17 protein-coding genes and 2 pseudogenes are annotated in these 16,956 nt (G+C 73.3%); 10 read left to right on the forward strand and 9 right to left on the reverse strand.

The features are described from left to right. Positions 1-848: aminotransferase class IV (locus GSF22_RS17530; protein ID WP_208814693.1), on the reverse strand; the 848-nt coding region annotated here is incomplete at its 3' end. 70 nt (positions 849-918) lie between these two features. Between GSF22_RS17530 and GSF22_RS17535 the strand changes: the two are divergent. The 8 genes and pseudogenes from GSF22_RS17535 to GSF22_RS17570 form a co-directional block, all read left to right on the forward strand. Continuing rightward, positions 919-1,326: pseudogene (locus GSF22_RS17535) on the forward strand (Fur family transcriptional regulator); the annotation flags it as partial. Positions 1,327-1,463: 137 nt separating this feature from the next. Beyond that, entirely contained in the window at positions 1,464-2,570 is a 1,107-nt protein-coding gene (ygfZ, locus tag GSF22_RS17540; RefSeq protein WP_208814694.1) for a CAF17-like 4Fe-4S cluster assembly/insertion protein YgfZ, read from the forward strand. 106 nt (positions 2,571-2,676) lie between these two features. Further along, a complete protein-coding gene (locus GSF22_RS17545) occupies positions 2,677-3,504 on the forward strand; it encodes a 3-keto-5-aminohexanoate cleavage protein (RefSeq protein ID WP_208814695.1) in 828 nt (275 codons plus the stop codon). 96 nt (positions 3,505-3,600) lie between these two features. Further along, positions 3,601-4,560 carry an asparaginase gene (locus tag GSF22_RS17550; RefSeq protein WP_208814696.1) on the forward strand — a complete coding sequence of 320 codons (960 nt, stop codon included), beginning with the start codon at positions 3,601-3,603 and terminating at the stop codon, positions 4,558-4,560. Between the two features lie 195 nt (positions 4,561-4,755). Further along, positions 4,756-5,331: pseudogene (locus tag GSF22_RS36135) on the forward strand (helix-turn-helix domain-containing protein); the annotation flags it as partial. Positions 5,332-5,624: 293 nt separating this feature from the next. After that, positions 5,625-6,329 (forward strand): hypothetical protein, encoded by a 705-nt coding sequence (locus GSF22_RS17560; RefSeq protein WP_208814697.1) that lies wholly within the window; start codon positions 5,625-5,627, stop codon positions 6,327-6,329. Between the two features lie 76 nt (positions 6,330-6,405). Next, entirely contained in the window at positions 6,406-6,720 is a 315-nt protein-coding gene (locus GSF22_RS17565) for a DUF2516 family protein (RefSeq protein ID WP_208814698.1), read from the forward strand. Next, entirely contained in the window at positions 6,717-7,604 is an 888-nt protein-coding gene (locus GSF22_RS17570) for an alpha/beta fold hydrolase (RefSeq protein WP_208814699.1), read from the forward strand. Before GSF22_RS17565 ends, GSF22_RS17570 begins: the two co-directional genes overlap by 4 nt. 96 nt (positions 7,605-7,700) lie before the next feature. Here GSF22_RS17570 and GSF22_RS17575 read toward each other — a convergent pair whose 3' ends face one another. After that, a complete protein-coding gene (locus tag GSF22_RS17575; protein ID WP_307804075.1) occupies positions 7,701-8,438 on the reverse strand; it encodes a nucleotidyltransferase domain-containing protein in 738 nt (245 codons plus the stop codon). Between the two features lie 81 nt (positions 8,439-8,519). Between GSF22_RS17575 and GSF22_RS17580 the strand changes: the two genes are divergently transcribed. Continuing rightward, positions 8,520-9,446 carry an SDR family oxidoreductase gene (locus GSF22_RS17580; protein ID WP_208814700.1) on the forward strand — a complete coding sequence of 309 codons (927 nt, stop codon included), beginning with the start codon at positions 8,520-8,522 and terminating at the stop codon, positions 9,444-9,446. A 28-nt stretch (positions 9,447-9,474) separates the two neighbouring features. Here the strand turns inward: GSF22_RS17580 and GSF22_RS17585 are convergent, their stop codons facing one another. The 5 genes from GSF22_RS17585 to GSF22_RS17605 form a co-directional block, all read right to left on the reverse strand. Further along, complete coding sequence (locus GSF22_RS17585; RefSeq protein WP_208814701.1) at positions 9,475-10,449, reverse strand: helix-turn-helix transcriptional regulator; 975 nt, start codon at positions 10,447-10,449, stop codon at positions 9,475-9,477. 118 nt (positions 10,450-10,567) lie between these two features. Continuing rightward, positions 10,568-11,236, reverse strand: a complete 669-nt coding sequence (locus GSF22_RS17590; protein WP_208814702.1) for a response regulator transcription factor — start codon at positions 11,234-11,236, stop codon at positions 10,568-10,570. Positions 11,237-11,249: 13 nt separating this feature from the next. Beyond that, positions 11,250-12,605, reverse strand: coding sequence for a sensor histidine kinase (locus tag GSF22_RS17595; RefSeq protein ID WP_208814703.1), 1,356 nt, complete (start codon positions 12,603-12,605; stop codon positions 11,250-11,252). An 11-nt stretch (positions 12,606-12,616) separates the two neighbouring features. Next, positions 12,617-13,351, reverse strand: a complete 735-nt coding sequence (locus tag GSF22_RS17600) for an ABC transporter permease (RefSeq protein ID WP_208814704.1) — start codon at positions 13,349-13,351, stop codon at positions 12,617-12,619. Then, positions 13,348-14,310, reverse strand: coding sequence for an ABC transporter ATP-binding protein (locus GSF22_RS17605; RefSeq protein WP_208814705.1), 963 nt, complete (start codon positions 14,308-14,310; stop codon positions 13,348-13,350). The genes GSF22_RS17600 and GSF22_RS17605 overlap by 4 nt, the downstream gene beginning before the upstream one ends. A 253-nt stretch (positions 14,311-14,563) precedes the next feature. On the opposite strand from GSF22_RS17605, the gene GSF22_RS17610 reads away from it, so the two are divergent. Then, on the forward strand, positions 14,564-15,355 hold the full coding sequence (locus tag GSF22_RS17610) for an EI24 domain-containing protein (protein WP_208814706.1): 792 nt from the start codon (positions 14,564-14,566) through the stop codon (positions 15,353-15,355). Positions 15,356-15,435: 80 nt separating this feature from the next. On the opposite strand, the gene GSF22_RS17615 is transcribed toward GSF22_RS17610, so the two are convergent. Both GSF22_RS17615 and GSF22_RS17620 read right to left on the reverse strand, forming a co-directional pair. Further along, positions 15,436-16,341 (reverse strand): GNAT family N-acetyltransferase, encoded by a 906-nt coding sequence (locus GSF22_RS17615; RefSeq protein ID WP_208814707.1) that lies wholly within the window; start codon positions 16,339-16,341, stop codon positions 15,436-15,438. Continuing rightward, the gene (locus tag GSF22_RS17620) at positions 16,335-16,769 is read right to left on the reverse strand and encodes a RidA family protein (RefSeq protein WP_208814708.1); all 435 of its coding nucleotides are present in this window, start codon (positions 16,767-16,769) and stop codon (positions 16,335-16,337) included. The genes GSF22_RS17615 and GSF22_RS17620 overlap by 7 nt, the downstream gene beginning before the upstream one ends. Positions 16,770-16,956 lie beyond the last annotated feature (187 nt).

Consider the following 16,956-nt stretch of genomic DNA (forward strand, 5'->3'; position numbering starts at 1 on the left):
GGGGTGGGGAAGCCGAGCAGGTCGAGCAGTTCGGCGGTGTACCGGGAGTCGGGCAACGCCCGACCGTCCAGGGACCGGACCGGGGCGAGTCCGCGTACCGACGAGGTGAACCAGACACCGGCCGACGCCCGGAGCTGCTCCGGCGTCACCATCCGTTCGGCAGCCGTCAGCCCGAGTCGACCGGCGTGCGCGAGCAGCCAGCCGGCGGTCACCCCGGGCAGGATCCCGGTCGCCTGGGCCGGCACCGTGCACAGTGTCGTCCCGTCCAGCCAGACCAGGTTCGCGGTCGGTCCCTCCAGGGCGTACCCGTCGGTGGAGACCCAGAGCACGTCGTCCACCCCGTTCGTGGCGGCCCACCGGCGGGCCGCGTTGCTCAACGCGTACGACGTGGATTTGATCCCGGCGGGCAGCCAGTCCAGCCCGGCGCGTCCGGTCGCGGTGACCGGCAGCGGCAGGGTGGCCACCGCGAGCCCGGCCCGCCGGGCGGCGCGGGCCCCCGCTGGTACCTCGGTCAGGGTGGTCCAGACGGTGGGCTGCCTGCTGCTCTCCGGTCCCCGGGTGCAGACCAGCCGCAGCGCCCCCTCGACTCCGGTCGGCCAGTCCGCGCAGGTCACGCCGATCAGCTCGACCAGTTCGGCGGGGTCGGGGAGCGTCAGGTCCACCACCGCCGCGGCCCCGGCCAGTCGGGCCAGGTGTTCGCCGACCAGCCAGGGACGGCCACCCCGTACGTGCATGGTCTCGAAGATGCCGTCCCCGTGCAGGGCGCCCCGGTCGTCGGCCAGCAGGACCGGCTCCCCGGCGGGCACGACACCCCGACCGGCCACGGCGACGATCCGGTGTCCCGACATGGCAGCCGAGCGTAGCCTCCCGGGTGCCGTCCACGGAGGGGGTCCGGGCAGGGCGCACTATGATCGGACGGTGTCGGAATCCTCCCTGGCCGAATTGCTGCGCTCCCGTGGGCTGCGGTTGACGGCGCAGCGGCAGTTGATCCTCCAGGCGGTGCTGGACCTCGGGCACGCCACTCCCGAGCAGGTGCACACGGCGGTCCGTGAGGTGGCCGCCGGGGTCAACATCACCACCATCTATCGGACCCTTGAGCTGCTGGAACGGCTCGGGCTGGTGACCCACACCCACCTCTCCCACGGTTCGCCGACCTACCACGCGGCCGGTGAGCACCAGCACATCCACCTGGTCTGCCGGGACTGCGGTGCCATCGACGAGATCGACCCCGAGCTGCTGGCCCCGCTCGCCGGGCGGTTGGCCGCCGAACGCGGGTTCCAGGTCGACATCGGGCATGTGGCACTTTTCGGAGTGTGTGGCAACTGTGCGGGGGCGGTGGCACCACCGGCCGCTGGAATCACCGGCGCCACCGGGCCTAGCGGGCCTAGCGGTCCTAGCGGGCCTAGCGGGCCTGCCGCTGTCGGCGGGCGCCGGCCGGCGGCTGACGAGAACGGGGAGCGGAAATGATCGAGATACCGGGGGCGGTGGCGGTCGAGGCCATCGACGCCGCGACGCCCGACCAGCCTGAGTCGTCGCACGCCGCCGCCGGGGTACGACCGGTGGCGGCCCACTACGGTGACCCGCTACGCGAGCAGCGCACCCTGGCCACCGGTGCCGCCCTGGTCGACCGGTCGCACCGGGGTGTGGTCGCCGTGCCCGGTGCGGAACGGACCGGCTGGCTGCACACCCTCACCACCCAGCACCTCGCCGACCTACGCGCCGGTCAGGGCACCGAGCTGCTGGTCCTCTCCCCGCACGGGCACATCGAGCAGCATGCCATGGTCGCCGAGGACGGTGAGACCACCTGGCTGGACACCGAGCCGGGCGCCACCGGGGGTCTGCTCGGGTACCTGGAGAAGATGCGGTTCTTCACCCGGGTCGACCCGGCCGACGTCACCGCGCGGTACGCGCTGCTCACCGTGGCCGGCCCGGAAGCGGTCCAGGCCGTCGGCACGCTCGGGGTGACCGACCTGGCAGCCCCGGACACCGTCGAGGTGCCCGCTGCGAAGTTCGCCGCCGGCACCGTGCCGCCCCGGCCGACCAGCCGGTACGACGTACGCGTACTGCCGGTCGGCGGCTGGGCCCGACGTGGTCCGCTCGGTGTGGACCTGCTGGTACCCCGGGACGCGATGGACCAGGTGGTCGCCGAGTTGCGGGCGGCCGACGTGCCGGTGGCGGGCCTGTGGGCGTACGAGGCGCTGCGGGTGGCCGCCCGGCGGGCCCGGGTCGGACTGGACACCGACCACCGGACCATCCCCGCCGAGGTGGACCTGATCGGCCCGGCGGTGCACCTGGACAAGGGCTGCTACCGGGGGCAGGAGACCGTCGCCCGGGTGCACAACCTGGGTCGCCCGCCCCGACGGCTGGTACTGCTGCACCTGGACGGGGTGGCCAGCGACCAGCTTCCGTCCCCGGGTACGCCGGTCACCCTGGACGGCCGGACGGTCGGGTTCGTCGGCACCGCCGTGCAACATTACGAACTGGGGCAGATCGCCCTGGCCGTGGTGAAGCGTAACGTCGCCGACGACGCCCGCCTGATGGTCGGCGACTCCGCCGCCGCCATCGACTGAGGTGTAAGGAAGGGCCCCCTGTTAACGCTTTCGGTATAGGAAGGGCCCCCTGTTAACCGCGTCGGTGCTGGTGATCAGCCCCGGGGTGCGGTCTAGGATCGCCGGCATGACAACAGGGACGTTGATCACGGTTGCCCCCACCGGCGCGGAGTCGAGCAAGGCGGACGTACCGGCGCTGCCGGTGACCCTCGACGAGCTGACACTGACCGCGAAGGAGTGTGTGGCACTCGGCGCCGCCGTGATCCACGTCCACATCCGGGACGACGAGGCCCGGCCCACCCTCGACGCCGGTCGGCTCCGGGAGACCGTCGCGGCACTCCGCGAGGGCAGCGACCTGATCGTGCAGCTTTCCACCGGTGGCGCGGTGACCGATCCCGAGTCGGCCCGGCTCGCCGTACTCGACGCCGGGCCGGACATGGCCTCCTGCACGATGGGTACGGTCAACTTCGGCGACGACGTCTTCCTCAACCGCTGGGAGTTCATCGTCGACCTGCACAGCCGGATGCAGGAGCGCGGGATCGTGCCAGAGTACGAGATCTTCGACCTCGGTCACCTGACCGCCCTCCAGCGGCTGCTCGGGAAGTACGGTCTGCCCGCCGGTGGCCATGTGCACGTCGACTTCGTGATGGGGGTACCCGGCGGGATGCCTGGTACCACCGACGCGCTGGTCGCCTGCCGGCAGGCGCTGCGAGACCTGCCGGAGGGCACCACCTTCTCGGCGACGGGCGTCGGGCGGAGCACCCTGCCGGTCATGCTCGCGTCGCTCTCCGCCGGGGGTCATCTCCGCGTCGGGATGGAGGACACCATCACGTACGCCAAGGGCCAGCCGGTCGAGTCGAACATGCAGCTGGTGGCGCGTGCGGTCAGTTTCGCCCAGCTGGCCCAGCGTCCACCGCTGACCCCGGTGGAGGCCCGGCAGCTGCTCGGCCTCTGACCAGCGCGCCCGGGAAAGGTGTTAAGAAGGGCCCCTTCCTCTACCAAAAGCGTTAACCGGGGGCCCTTCCTTACGTCCGTAGTAGCGTTCCACCTCGTGAGAAAGACGTACGAGGGCGGCGTGCCGCTCGCCGAGGTGGTCCGGTCCGGTTTCGTGGAGGGGCTCCACCGGGGGTCGGTGGTGCTGCTGGACGCGAGGGGAGTGGTGGTCACGTCGGCGGGGGACGTCACCTCGCCGGTGTTCCCCCGCTCGGCGAACAAGCCGATGCAGGCGGTCGGCATGCTGCGGGCCGGGCTGCGGCTCACCGACCCGGCCGATCTGGCCCTCGTCGCGGCGAGCCACTTCGGTGAGGATTTCCACGTCGCCCGGGTACGCGCCATGCTGCGGGGTGCCGGTCTGGACGAGTCGGCCCTGCACTGCCCGCCCGAGCTGCCGCTCGGGGCGTCGGCCCAGGCCGAGACGTACCGGGCCGGTGGTGGCCCGTCCCGCATCCTGATGAACTGTTCGGGTAAGCATGCGGGGATGCTGCTGACCTGTCAGGCGGCCGGCTGGCCGGTGGCCGGGTACTGGCAGCCGGAGCACCCGTTGCAGCGTGGGCTGCGGGCCACCATCGAGGAGTTCGCCGGGGAGCCGGCGGCGGCGGTCGGGGTGGACGGGTGCGGGGCGCCGGTGCTGGCTCTGTCGCTGACCGCGCTGGCCGGGGCGTTCCTGCGGTTGGTGCACGGTACGCCCGGCTCGGCGGAACGCGCCGTCGCCGACGCGATGCGGGCCCACCCGGAGATCGTGGCGGGGACCGGGGCCGAGGACACCCGGCTGATGGCGGGTGTACCCGGGCTGCTCGCCAAGGTCGGCGCGGAGGGCGTCATCGCGGTGGCGGTACCGGAGGTGGGTGCGGTCGCGATCAAGATCGACGACGGGGCGGCCCGGGCCCGTACCCCGGTGCTGGTCTCCGCCCTGCGCCGGCTGGGCGTCGCCGCCAGCGTGCTCGACGAGTTGGCCGAGGTGCCGTTGACCGGCGGGGGCGTATCGGTGGGTGCGGTGCGGTCGGTCTGGTAGTCGCGGTGCCCCCGCCCGTGGGCCCCTGCCCAGGGCCCACGGGCGGTTGCGCCGGCCGGGGCACACCGGGCGGTCGCGCAGCCCGGTGCCCACGGGGCGCTCGCGCCGGCCGGGGTGACTGGTCCGGGGTGAGGTCGCTAACTATCGCTAGCGTTCTGCTTGCAGGAGTTAGCAGAGCGGGCTAGCTTCGGGGGCATGGCGACACACAAGGACCTGCCCCGCGACGTCGGGGAGTTCATCCGCGACCTGCGCCGCAACGCCAGGATCTCGCTCCGGCAGCTCGCCGAGCAGGCCGGTGTGAGCAACCCGTACCTGAGCCAGATCGAGCGGGGTCTGCGCAAGCCGAGCGCCGAGGTGCTCCAGCAGCTCGCCAGCGCGCTGCGGGTCTCCACCCCGGCGATGTACCTGCGGGCGGGGCTCCTCGACGACCGTGAGGGGCAGGGGGTGCTCGCGGCCATCGCGGTCGACCCCGACCTGACCATGGCGCAGAAACAGTCCCTGAGTCAGATCTACGAGACGTTCCGCCGGGAGAACCTGCGGCACGCCGACCCGGCGGCTGCGGGACCGGCGACCGAGCCGTCGGTCACGCCGGTGTCCGCCGACGGGACCGTCGGCAGCGAGCCGCAGGTCACGCCGGTGTCCGCCAGCGGGACCGCCGGCAGCGAGTCGCCGGTCACCGGCGGCGCCACGGTCAGTGGGTCGCCGGCCACCGAGGTGCTCGCATCGGTGGCGGTGACCGAGGCCGGTGCGGCAGCACCGCCACCTGCCGGACCGTTCTCCACCGGACCGTCCTCCCCTGAGCCGGTCCTCGACGGACCGGTCCCGGCGGAGCCGGCGCGGAAGTCGACCCGTCGGGTGGTCCGTAAGGCCGCCGACGACCGGACCAGCACCACCGCGACGTCCAGTGCAGGCCGGGCCGGTGCCAGGAAGACCGGCGCCACGAAGACCACCACCGCGACGTCCAGCGCAGACAGGACCACCGCCGGCAGGACCGGCGCCACGAAGAGCGTCGCCGGCAAGGCGACCGTCGACAAGGCCGCGGACGCGGTCGAAGAGGAGAAGTGATGACCCAGCAGACCCGGACCACCCGCATCCCGGCCCCGCTCTACGCCGCCGCCGGTGCCGGTGAACTCGCCTACCAGCAGCTGCGCAAGCTCCCCACCGTCGTCACCGAGCTGGGCGGCCGGGCGGTGAGCACCACCGTCGAGCTGCGCGAGAAGGCGGTGGCCACCCTGCGTACCGCCGACCTGCGGGAGAAGGCCGTCACCACCCTGCGTACCGCCAACACCACGGCGGCGGGTCTCCGGGAGAAGGCCGTCCCGGCGGACCTCGACCTGGACCGGCTCCGGACCGTCGCGGCCCGGAACGCCGCGGTGGTCGTGGCCGGCGCCCACGCCGCGCAGGAGCGGGCCCTGGCCGCGTACGGCGCCCTGGTGGCCCGGGGCGAGCGGGTCGTCGGGTCCGGTGTGGTGCAGGCCGCCGACACGGTGAACGCCGACATGGAGGTCACCGAGGCGGAGCTGGTCGAGAAGCCGGCGGAGCCGGCTCCGGCCGAGGCCACCACCGCTCCGGCCGAGGCCACCACCGCGACCGAGGCCGCCGCCACCACCGCGACCGAGGCCGCCGCCACCCCGGCCACCGTCGCCGAGGTCGTGGAGAGCAAGCCCAAGGCGACCCGCCCGCGCGCCGCCCGCAAGCCGGCTGCCGCGTCGACCGCCACCCCCTCGGCCAAGCTGCCCACCAAGCGGACCCGCCCGGCCGCCAAGTAGTTTCCGGTACGCCGTGCCGCGAGCCCGGATGCGTCCCAGCGGACGTGTCCGGGCTCGCCGACATAAGCTTGCGGACATGGCTATCGCCGCGCCGATTTTCATCGACCAGTTCCGCTACGTGGTGGAGCTGGTCCTGCTCGTGATCGCGTTGATCGTCCAGGGTGTCGCACTGATCCACGCGATCACCCAGCGCGCCGACGCGTTCCCCGCGATCGGCACCCTGCCGAAGGGTGCCTGGATCGCCATTCTGGCCGTCTGTCTGGTGCTGACCCTGCTCGGCTTCGGGGTGCTGAGCATCTTCGGCCTGGTGGGTATCGCCGCCGGCCTGATCTACCTGCTCGACGTCCGGGTGGGACTGCGGGACCTGACCGACGGGAAAGGCTTCTGGTGAGGGACTTCCGCTGGCCACCGCCGCCGGACGGGGGCCCGCGCACCTACGGACCGGGTCCGAGCGCACCACGTACCGGCCGGCCGGCCCTGCCCGAGCCGGAGACCGAGCTGGTCGCCACCCCGCACGGGGTACGCCTGGAGCGGCTGATCGCCGGCAGCGGTGACCCGGTCACCGTGTTCGCGCACGGGTTGGGCGGCGGGATCGCGACGACCCGGCCGTTCGGCAGTGCGGTCCGGGGCCGGAAGGTGTTCCTCCAGTTCCGGGGGCACGGCCGGTCCGACGCGCCACCGGGTGACTGGAACTATCTGGACCTGGCCCGGGACCTGCGGGCGATCGCCGATCTCACCGGCGCCACCCGTGCCGTCGGGGTCAGCCTCGGTGCCGGTGCGCTCTGCCGGCTGCTGGCGGAGAGTCCCGAGCGGTTCGACCGGGTGGTCCTGTTCCTGCCGGCCGCCCTCGACCAGCCCCGGCCGGCGGTCGCCCGCCAGCGGATCGCCGACCTGCTCGACGCGGTGGAGAGCGGGGACGCCTCGGCGGTCGCCGAGGCGGTGGCGGTGGAGCTACCGCCGACGGTCCGGAACACCCCGGCCGGTTGGGCGTACCTGCGGCAGCGTCTCGACCAGTTGCTGCGGGACGGGCTGGCGACCGGGCTGGCCGGTCTGCCCGACCAGGTGCCGGTACCCGACCGCACGGCACTGCGCGCGGTGACCGCCCGGGCCCTGGTGATCGGCTGTAGCGGGGACGACCTGCACCCGGCGGAGGTCGCCGTGCAGCTCGCCGACGTGCTGCCCCGGGCCACCCTGCACATGTACGACCGGCCGGGTGTGCTCTGGCACGAACGTGCCGACCTGCGCGCCCGGATCTCCGGCTTCCTCAACGACTGATCCGGCTCCGAACCGGACCGTGACGGACCGGCAGCGGGTCTGCGGCTGTGGGCAGGCCGGCAGCGGGTCTGCGGTTGCCGGCAGGCCGACAGTGGGTCAGCGGTTGCCGGCAGGCCGGCCCGCCAGGTCGTCCGTGGCGCCCGGCAGGTGCGCGGCCCGTACGTCGAGCAGCCAGCGTTCCACGGTCTCCTCGTCCGGGTGCTGCGGTAACGGGCTGTGCGCGGTGTCGAACCCGTCGGCGGCCCGGGCCAGCAGTTCCCGGGCCTCCGCCAACTCCCCGCCGGCCACCCGCTCGCCGAAGGCACGGTAGAACTCCGGGTCGGCGAGCCGGATCGGCAGCTCCCCGGTGGTGTAGAGCGTCCGACCCTGGTGCAGCAGCCGGGCCAGGTGCCGGGCGTGCTTGGCGGTCCGCCGCCGGGTGTCCGCCGAGAAACTGCCGTCACCCCGGGACTCCAGTTTGCGGAACTGCTGGGTGGCGTACCCGAGGTAGGCGTCCCGAACCCGGGGTGCGCTGAGGAACGCCGACCGGATGGCGATCAGCCGGTCACCCAGGTCGGTCCGGGTCTCGTACAGCTCCTCGGGCAGCCAGAGCAGCTCACTCGCGGTCGGGTTGCCGCTCAACGCCAGCCGGCAGTACTTGCCGGCCTCGTGCCAGGTGAGGTCGGGGTGGGTGGTGACCACCGACTCCCGGGGCGGGCGCAGCCCGTGAAAGGCCACCGTCGGTGCGGCGAACACACCGATCCGGTCCACGTCGGACCCCGGGCCGGACAGGCCGTAGGCCACCGAACCGACGATCCCGGCGAGCAGCAGATGCATCGCCTGATCATGACTCACCCGTCGGGATCGGAAAAACGACTTCGGACCGGCTGGAAAGCCGGACGTGGCCTGTCAGGATTTGCTGCCAGGGTCGACGGTATGACAGCAACACCGACAGGAGCACTGACCGGAAAGGTCGCCCTGGTCGCCGGGGCGACCCGGGGAGCCGGGCGGCAGATCGCGGTGCAACTGGGCGCCGCCGGGGCGACGGTCTACGCCACCGGCCGGACCACCCGGGAACACCGCTCGGAACTCGACCGCCCGGAGACCATCGAGGAGACCGCCGAACTGGTCACCGCAGCCGGCGGCACCGGCATCGCGGTCCGGGTGGACCACCTGGTACCCGACCAGGTGCGCGCCCTGGTCGAGCGGATCGACCGGGAACAGGGACGGCTGGACGTACTGGTCAACGACGTCTGGGGCGCCGACCCACTGATCACCTGGCACAAGCCGGTCTGGGAGCAACCGTTGGAGGCCGGGTTCCGGACCCTGCGGCTCGCCGTGGACACGCACATCATCACCAGCCACTTCGCGCTTCCGCTGCTGATCCGCCGACCCGGTGGACTGCTGGTGGAGATCGGCGACGGCACCACCGCGTACAACGACCGCAACTACCGGCTCTCGGTCTTCTACGACCTGGCGAAGGTGTCGGTGAACCGCCTCGCGTTCAGCCAGGCCCGGGAGTTGGCGCCGCACGGCGCCACGGCGGTCGCGTTGACGCCGGGCTGGCTCCGGTCGGAGGCCATGCTCGAACACTTCGGGGTCACCGAGGAGAACTGGCGCGACGGCACCGTCAAGGACCTGCACTTCGCGATCTCGGAGACCCCGGCGTTCGTCGGCCGGGCGGTGGCCGCCCTCGCCGCCGACCCGGACCGGGCCCGCTGGAACGGCCGGTCCGTCTCCAGCGGCGAGCTGGCCCAGGTGTACGGCTTCACCGACCTCGACGGCAGCCGTCCGGACGCCTTCCGGTACCTGGCCGAGGTCGCCGACGCCGGTAAGCCGGCCGACGTGACCGGCTACCGCTGACCGGTCCGGCCCACCGGTCCGGCCCCGGTCAACCCCGGCCGGAGTAGAGCCGGTCCAGGCGTCCGGCCGCCTCGGCCATCCGGGCCCGGAGTGCGGGCGGGTCGAGTACCTCCGCCTCCGGGCCCAGTCGTAGCAGCACGTCGTACGCCACGTCGAGGGACTCGACGGGCAGGCGGGTGACCACCCAGCCCTGCCCGTCGGGTCCACCGGCGGCGGCCACCGCCTCGGCGTACGCGAAACTCTCCGCCGCGTGCCGCAGTACCCGCAGGCCGGCGGGGCTGAGCCGGACGGTGACCCGGTCGGCGAGCATCTCCCGGACGAACTCCTCGGTCCGGTCCGCCCAGAACCCGGCCAGGTCGAAGTCGTGGTCCCGGTCGAAGGTCTCCTCCCGCACCTCCACGCCGACCACCCGGTCCACCCGGTACGTGCGGTGGCCCGCCCCGACCCGGGCGACCAGATACCAGATGCCGTTCTTCAGGACCAGCCCGTACGGCTGCACCGACCGGGTCACCTCCCGGTCACGTCGGCGGTACCGCAGCCCGACGGTCCGGTCCTGCCAGACCGCGCGGGCCAGCTCGGCCAGCAGCGGCGGTGGGTCGGCCGACTCGAACCAGCCCGGCACGTCCAGGTGGAACCGCTGCCCGGTGCGGGTGGAGGCGTCCCGTAGCGCGGGCGGCAGGGCGGCCAGCACCTTGAGCCGGGCGGCGGTGACCGCCTCGGCGAGTCCCATGTCCCCGGCCGGCCCGGGTAGCCCGGCGAGGAACAGCGCCTCCGCCTCCGCCCGGCTCAACCCGGTCAGCCGGGTCCGGTACCCGCCGAGCAGCCGGTAGCCGCCGGTCCGGCCCCGGTCGGCGTAGACCGGGATGCCGGCAGCGGACAGGGCCAGCACGTCCCGGTAGACGGTCCGTTCGGAGACCTCCAACTCGGCGGCGAGGTCGGCGGCGGTCATCGTCCCCCGCGACTGGAGCAGCAGCAACAGCGAGATCAGCCGGGAGGCGCGCACCCTGCCATCCTGCCCGCCACCGGTGGTACGCCGCCGCCCGGCCGGGCCGGTCACGCCCGCTACCGACCGGTCACGCCCGCTACCGACCGGTCACGCCCGTCACCGGCCGGTCGGGTTCTTACCGACCGGTCGGGCCGAGCAGGCCCCGCTCGAAGGCGACCGCCACGGCGGCGGCCCGGTCCTTGACGCCGAGCTTCGCGTAGATGTGCAGCAGATGGGTCTTCACGGTGGCCTCGCTGACGAACAGGTGCGCCGCCGCCTCCCGGTTGGTCGAGCCCCGGGCGACCAGGGCGAGCACCTCCCGTTCCCGCTGGCTCAGCGGCGTCTCGGCGGGGGCGCGCAGCCGGCCCATCAGCCGGGTCGCCACGGCGGGGGAGAGCACCGAGTCACCCCGGGCCGCCGCCCGGACCGCCCGGAACAGCTCGTCGCGCGGGGTGTCCTTGAGCAGGTACCCGGTGGCCCCGGCCTGCACGGCGGGCAGCACGTCACCCTCGGTGTCGTACGTGGTCAGCACCAGCACCCGGGGAGCGGGTTCGGTGGCGAGGAGGTGGCCGGTCGCGGTCACCCCGTCCATGCCGGGCATCCGCAGATCCATGAGTACCACGTCCGGGCGCAGGGCACGGGCCAGCACGAGCGCCTCGGCACCGTCGGCGGCCTCACCGAGCACCTCGAAGTCGGGGTGCCCCGCGAACATGCCGCGCAGCCCGTCCCGGACCACCGGATGGTCGTCGACGATCAGCAACCGGACCGGCCCGCCCACCCGGCCGCTCCCGGTGTCCACGGTCACCGGTCCGCCGCCGTCACCGCGCGGCCCCGGGGAGGACCGGGACGGACGCGCAGACCGCCGTACCCGCCCCCGGCTCGGACTCGATCACCAGCTCACCACCCACCCCGTCGACCCGTTGCCGCATCGCGGTCAACCCGAAACCACCGGACCCGGCGGCACCGGGTCCGCCACCGTCCGGCCCGGCCCGGTCGTCACCGGTACCGACCTGCTCCGGTCGGAAACCCACCCCGTCGTCGCGTACGTCCAGGGTGACCACATCCTCCATGTACGACAGGGTCAACCCCACCCGGGTCGCGGCGGCATGCCGGGCGACGTTCGCCAACGCCTCCTGACCGGCCCGCAGCAGGGTCACCTCCACCTCCGGGTGCAGCCTGCGGGGCGTACCCGTGGTGACCAGCTCGGCGGGCACGTCGTGCCGTACCGACCAGCGCCGGGCCAGCTCGGCCAGCGCATCCGGCAGCCGGGCGGTCTCCAACGGTTCGGGGCGTACCGCCCGGACCGAACGCCGGGCCTCCGCCAGGCTCTCCCGGGCCAGCGCGGCGGCGTACCCGACGTGGCGTTGCCAGTCCCCGCGCCGGTCCCGGGCCTGCTCGGCCGCCTCCAACTGGGTGACCACCCCGATCAGGCCCTGGGCGAGGGTGTCGTGGATCTCCCGGGCCATCCGCTGCCGCTCGTCCAGGACACCGGCCTCCCGTGCCTGGACCAGCAACTGGGCGTGCAGCCCCTCGTTCTCCCGCATCGTCTCGGCGAGGCGCCGGTTGGCCTCGGCGAGTTCCTCGACCAGCCGTTTCCGGTTCGCGTGCTGCTGCGCGGTGACCGAGTTGAACCAGCTCACCGCGCTGGCCACGCCGACGTTGAACAGCAGGATCACCGTCCAGAACAGCCAGTGGCCACCGGTGCGGGGGAGACCGCCGCTCTGCGCGGTGGCGACCAGGACCGCCGACCCGGCCACCCCGGCGAACCGCCAACCGCCGGGCAGGGCGACGAACGCGTGCACGAACCCCAGCCAGGCGAAGAAGCCGTACCAGGGACTGCGCAGCACCAGTGTCCCGGCGAGGATCAGCAGGCCGACGTAGTAGACCGCCATCAGCCGACGACGGGTGGTCCACTCCGGATGCAGCACGATGAACCAGGTGACCCAGCCGGCGGCCAGCGCCGAGATGGCGAGCGTACCGGCCAGCCGGGGGGTACCGGTGACCACCGAGAGCAGCGCGGAGACGGCCAGGGTGAGGTACGGCAGGAACCGGTAGAGGACGGTCAGCCGTTCCTCCCAGGCGGCGAGCCGGCGGGCCCGCTCCGTGCCGGTGCCCGTCGGTGGGGCCGCCCGGGGACGCTGCCCGTCGGCGGCCTGCTCGGGGACGGTGCTCATCGGCGGCCAGCTCACTCCCAACGGAACAGCTTCGCGGCCAGTGTCCCGGCGAGGACCGTGACCGCTGCCATTATGGCCAGGTGCGCCGGCTGCGGCGGGGTCCCGCTCCAGGCGTCCAGCAGGGGCCGTACCCCCGGCGGGGTGACGTCCCCGACCCGGACCAGCGCGTCGGGCAGGAGGAATCGGGGCAGGTACACGCCACCGAGGAACATGGTCGACATGTTCAGCGCCGTGGCGAGCCCGGCCGCTGCCCGGGTACTCCGCGCCACCGCCGCGACCAGCAGCCCGAGGGCGAACAGGGCGCCGGTGCCGAGCAGGTAGGCGACCGCGAACCCGAACGGCGCGCGGGGCAGCGGGATCCCGAAGAACAGCCGCCCGACCCCGATCAGCAGGACCGCGCCGAGTACCGCGACGGCCAGGTTCACCACCAGTTGGGCGGCGAGCAGGCTGACCGGTGCGGCCGGAGTGGTCGACAGGCGGCGCAGCACGCCGCGTTCCCGGTACCCGGCCAGTACGTTCGGCAACGCGTTCAACCCGACCATGGCCAGCGAGATGACCAGCAGCGACGGGGCGAGGTACGCGACCAGGCTGTGCCCCTCGAAGAGCGGGTCGGGTCGGCGCAGGGCCGGTACCGCGCCGAGCAGCACCAGGATGACCGTGGGCAGGGCCACCGAGAAGAGCAGCATCGGGACGTCCCGGAGTTGGAGCCGGGTCTCCACGAGCAGGATCCGACCGAACCCGGTCACCGGTCGGCCCCCGGCCCGGCCGGCGATCGGTCGTGCCCGGCCCCGGATGGTTCCCGGTCGGCCGCTGGCCCGATCAGCCGGAGCAGCGCGTCGTCGAGGGTGGGCTGGTCCAGCCGCAGGTCGGCCACGACGATCCGGCTGCGGGCCAGTACCGAGCTGACCGCGTGCAGCACGTTCCCGGTACCGGTGACGACGACCTGCCCACCGACCCGCCGGACCGAGGTCACCTCCGGCAGTTCGGCGAGGAGCCCGTCGTCCAGTTCCCCGGCCGGCCGGAACCGGATCCGCTGCTCGGGTACCACCCGGCCGACCAGACCGACCGGGGTGTCGACCGCGACCACCCGACCCGCGTCGACCACCGCGACCCGGTCGCAGAGCCGTTCCGCCTCGGCCATCAGATGGGTGACCAGCAGCACCGTCACCGCCCGGGCCCGGAGCCGTTCGACGAGGTCCCAGATCTCCCGGCGGCCCTGCGGGTCGAGCCCGGTGGTCAGCTCGTCGAGGACGGCCACCTCCGGGTTCCCGACCAGCGCCAGTGCGATGGACAACCGCTGCTTCTGCCCGCCGGAGAGCGTCCGGTACGCGCTGTTGCGCTGGTCGGTCAGGCCCAGCTCGGTCAGGAGCCGACCCGGGTCGGCCGGTGTCCGGTAGAACGAGGCGTAGAGGTCGAGGGCCTCCCGTACCCGGATCCGGTCCGGTAGCTGACTCTCCTGCAACTGGACCCCCACGCGGTGGCGTAGCCGGGCCGAGTCCCTGCGGGGGTCGAGTCCGAGGACCGACACCCCGCCCCCGTCGGGAACCCGGAGCCCGGCTACACACTCCACGGTGGTGGTCTTCCCGGCGCCGTTCGGGCCGAGGATGCCGAAGATCTCACCCCGCTCCACCCGGAACGAGACGTCGTGCACGGCGATCCGGTCGCCGTACCTCTTGTGCAGGTTGGTCACCTCGATGACCGGCATGACGCCGCCTCCGCCCCGGGTGTCGTACGGGATCAAGCATCCCGGCGTGGCGGCTGCGGTGGATCAACCAGCGGGCGGCGAACCGACGCGACCCCGGTGGATGCCGGACATCCACCATCCGGTGGATGCCCAGATGTAAGGAAGGGCCCCCGCTTAACGTTTCCGGTAGAGGAAGGGCCCCTTGTTAACACTTCCGGCCCTGCCCGACGCTCCACCGCGCCCGGCGACCGGCCGGCCACTAGGCTTCCGGCTCGTGAACTCCCCTTCGGTGGTGGCGCCGGTGACCGGCGCGGCAGGCCAGTTCCTCTCCGGTGCCGGGCTGCTCCTGCGCGGCCTCGCGGTCTACGTCCGCAGCCCGAAACTGGTCGTACTCGGCATCGTGCCCGCGCTGGTCTCCGGACTCCTCCTGCTTGGCGCGTTCGTCGGGCTCGTCTGGTTCGTCGACGACCTGGCCGCGCTGGTCACCCCGTTCGCCGACGACTGGTCCAGCGGTCTGCGGGACACCCTCCGGGTGGTCACCGGACTGGCCCTGTTGGGCGTGGGCGGCCTGCTCGCCGTGGTCGCCTTCACCGCGCTCACGCTGATCATCGGCGATCCGTTCTACGAGAAGATCTCCGAGCTGGTCGAGCAGCGGTACGGCGGCACCCCGGACCTGGTGGAGGTGCCGTTCTGGAAGGCACTGCGCCGCAGCGCCGTCGACTCGGTACGCCTGGTCGCGGTATCGGCCCTGGTCGGCGTACCGCTCTTCGTGGCCGGCCTCATCCCGGTGGTCGGGCAGACCGTGGTTCCCGTGATCGGTGCGCTGGTGGGTGGCTGGTTCCTGGCGCTGGAGCTGGTGGGTGCGCCGTTCCAGCGGCGGGGCATGGGGCTGCCGGACCGGCGTCGGGTGCTGCGGAACAACCGGACCATGTCCCTGGGGTTCGGGACGGCGGTCTTCGTCTGTTTCCTGATCCCGCTCGGTGCGGTCCTGATCATGCCGGCTGCGGTGGCCGGGGCCGCGCTCCTCACCCGACGGTCGCTGGGCCAGCCGGTCGAACGGGGCTGAGCCGGCGCGACCGGACCGACCGTCGGCCGGACAGGCGGTCAGCGCACTTCGGTCAGCGCACTTCGGTCAGCGGATGTCGGTCAACGCACTTCGGTCAGGGTGGCGAGACAGGACCACTGGCTGCCGACCTGCCGGTAACCGAGCCGCTGGTTGATCGCGAGCATCGGCAGGTTCGCCTCGTCGTTGGACGTGTAGGCGGTCCTGACCCCGTGGGCGGCGGCCCGGTGCAGCGCGGAGAGCTTCGCCAGCCGGGCCAGTCCGCGTCCCCGGTATGCGGGCAGGGTCGCGGTCATGTCCGACCACATCCGGTCGCCGTCCCGCTTCATTAGGGAGAACGCCACCAGCTCACCGTCCAGCTCGACCGCCGTGCTCGCCTCGCGGTCCAGGCCCAGGTTGTCCCAGACCTCGTAGCACCACCGGCGGTAGGAGATGGCGTCGGCGGGTACGTCGCCCGGTTCGTCCGCAGCGGCCGCCGCGTGCGCGGCATGCAGCCGTCGGGGGTCCAGCCCGGTCAGGGGTACCAGTCGGACGCCGTCCGGCGGCGCGGGCAGCGGCGGTACGTCCCGCAGCGGCAGCGCGGAGTACCGCACCTCGCGGCTCGGCGTGAAACCGTGGCGGGCGGCGAACGGTAGCGCGTCGGTCTGCGCCCAGGTGCGTACCAGCCGCACGTCGAGCGGTCGCAGATGTTCCAGCGCCCCGGCCAGCAGGGCGGTACCGAGGCCGGCGCGGCGGTGCCCGGGATGCACGTGCAGCAGGGCGACCTCCCCGACCCCCGTGGTCGACGAGGTCGCGTTCCGGTACGCCGAGACCCAGCCGACGACCTGTCCGTCCTGTTCGGCGACGAACGCCGTCCAGTGTTCGCCCGGTGGCGGCTCGGCGATCATGAGGCGGGTGGACGCCACCCCGCGTACCAGATAGGGGTGGACCAGGGCGCGGAGCGCGACCACGGCGGGCGCGTCGGTGGGGCGGGCGGTCCGGATCAGCATGCCCCGGCGGCCTCCCCGGCCGGTGCGGGCGGATCGACCACGGCGACCGCCTCGACCTCGACGAGCTGGTCGGGGTAGCCGAGCACGGCCACGCCCAGCAGCGTGCTCGGCGGGTCGTGGTCACCGAAGCCGGCCCGGACCACGTTCCAGACGGTGACCAGGTCGGCCCGCTCCGCCGAGGCCACGTAGACGGTGGTCCTGACCACGTCGGCCAGGCCGGCCCCGGCGGCGGCGAGCGCGGCGGTAAGGTTCGCCATCACCTGTTCCGCCTGCCCGGCGACGTCGCCGGGGCAGACGGTGTCACCGGCGGCGTCCAGCGGGCACGCTCCTGCGGTGAAGACCAGTCGGGCCCCGGGCACGACGGCGGCGTAGGCGTACGGGGCGGGCGCGAGTCCGGGTACCCGGATCAGGGTGGCGGGGTCGGGCATGCGGCGAAGCTACCCTCCGGGTCGCGGTGGGGCGACCGGATAACAGCCCGACGTCACCGGGGCGGCTCCGGTTCCGGCTCCGGTGTCGGCACTGCTTGTTCCGGCACTGCTGGTCCCGGCACTGTTGGTCCCGAGGGTGCGGGCGGTCGGTAGCCGGGTGGTGGCGGGTAACCGTGTGGTGGCGGGT

Origin of the sequence: Micromonospora echinofusca (assembly GCF_017614955.1) — a bacterium.
GTDB classification, from domain to species: domain Bacteria; phylum Actinomycetota; class Actinomycetes; order Mycobacteriales; family Micromonosporaceae; genus Micromonospora; species Micromonospora echinofusca_A.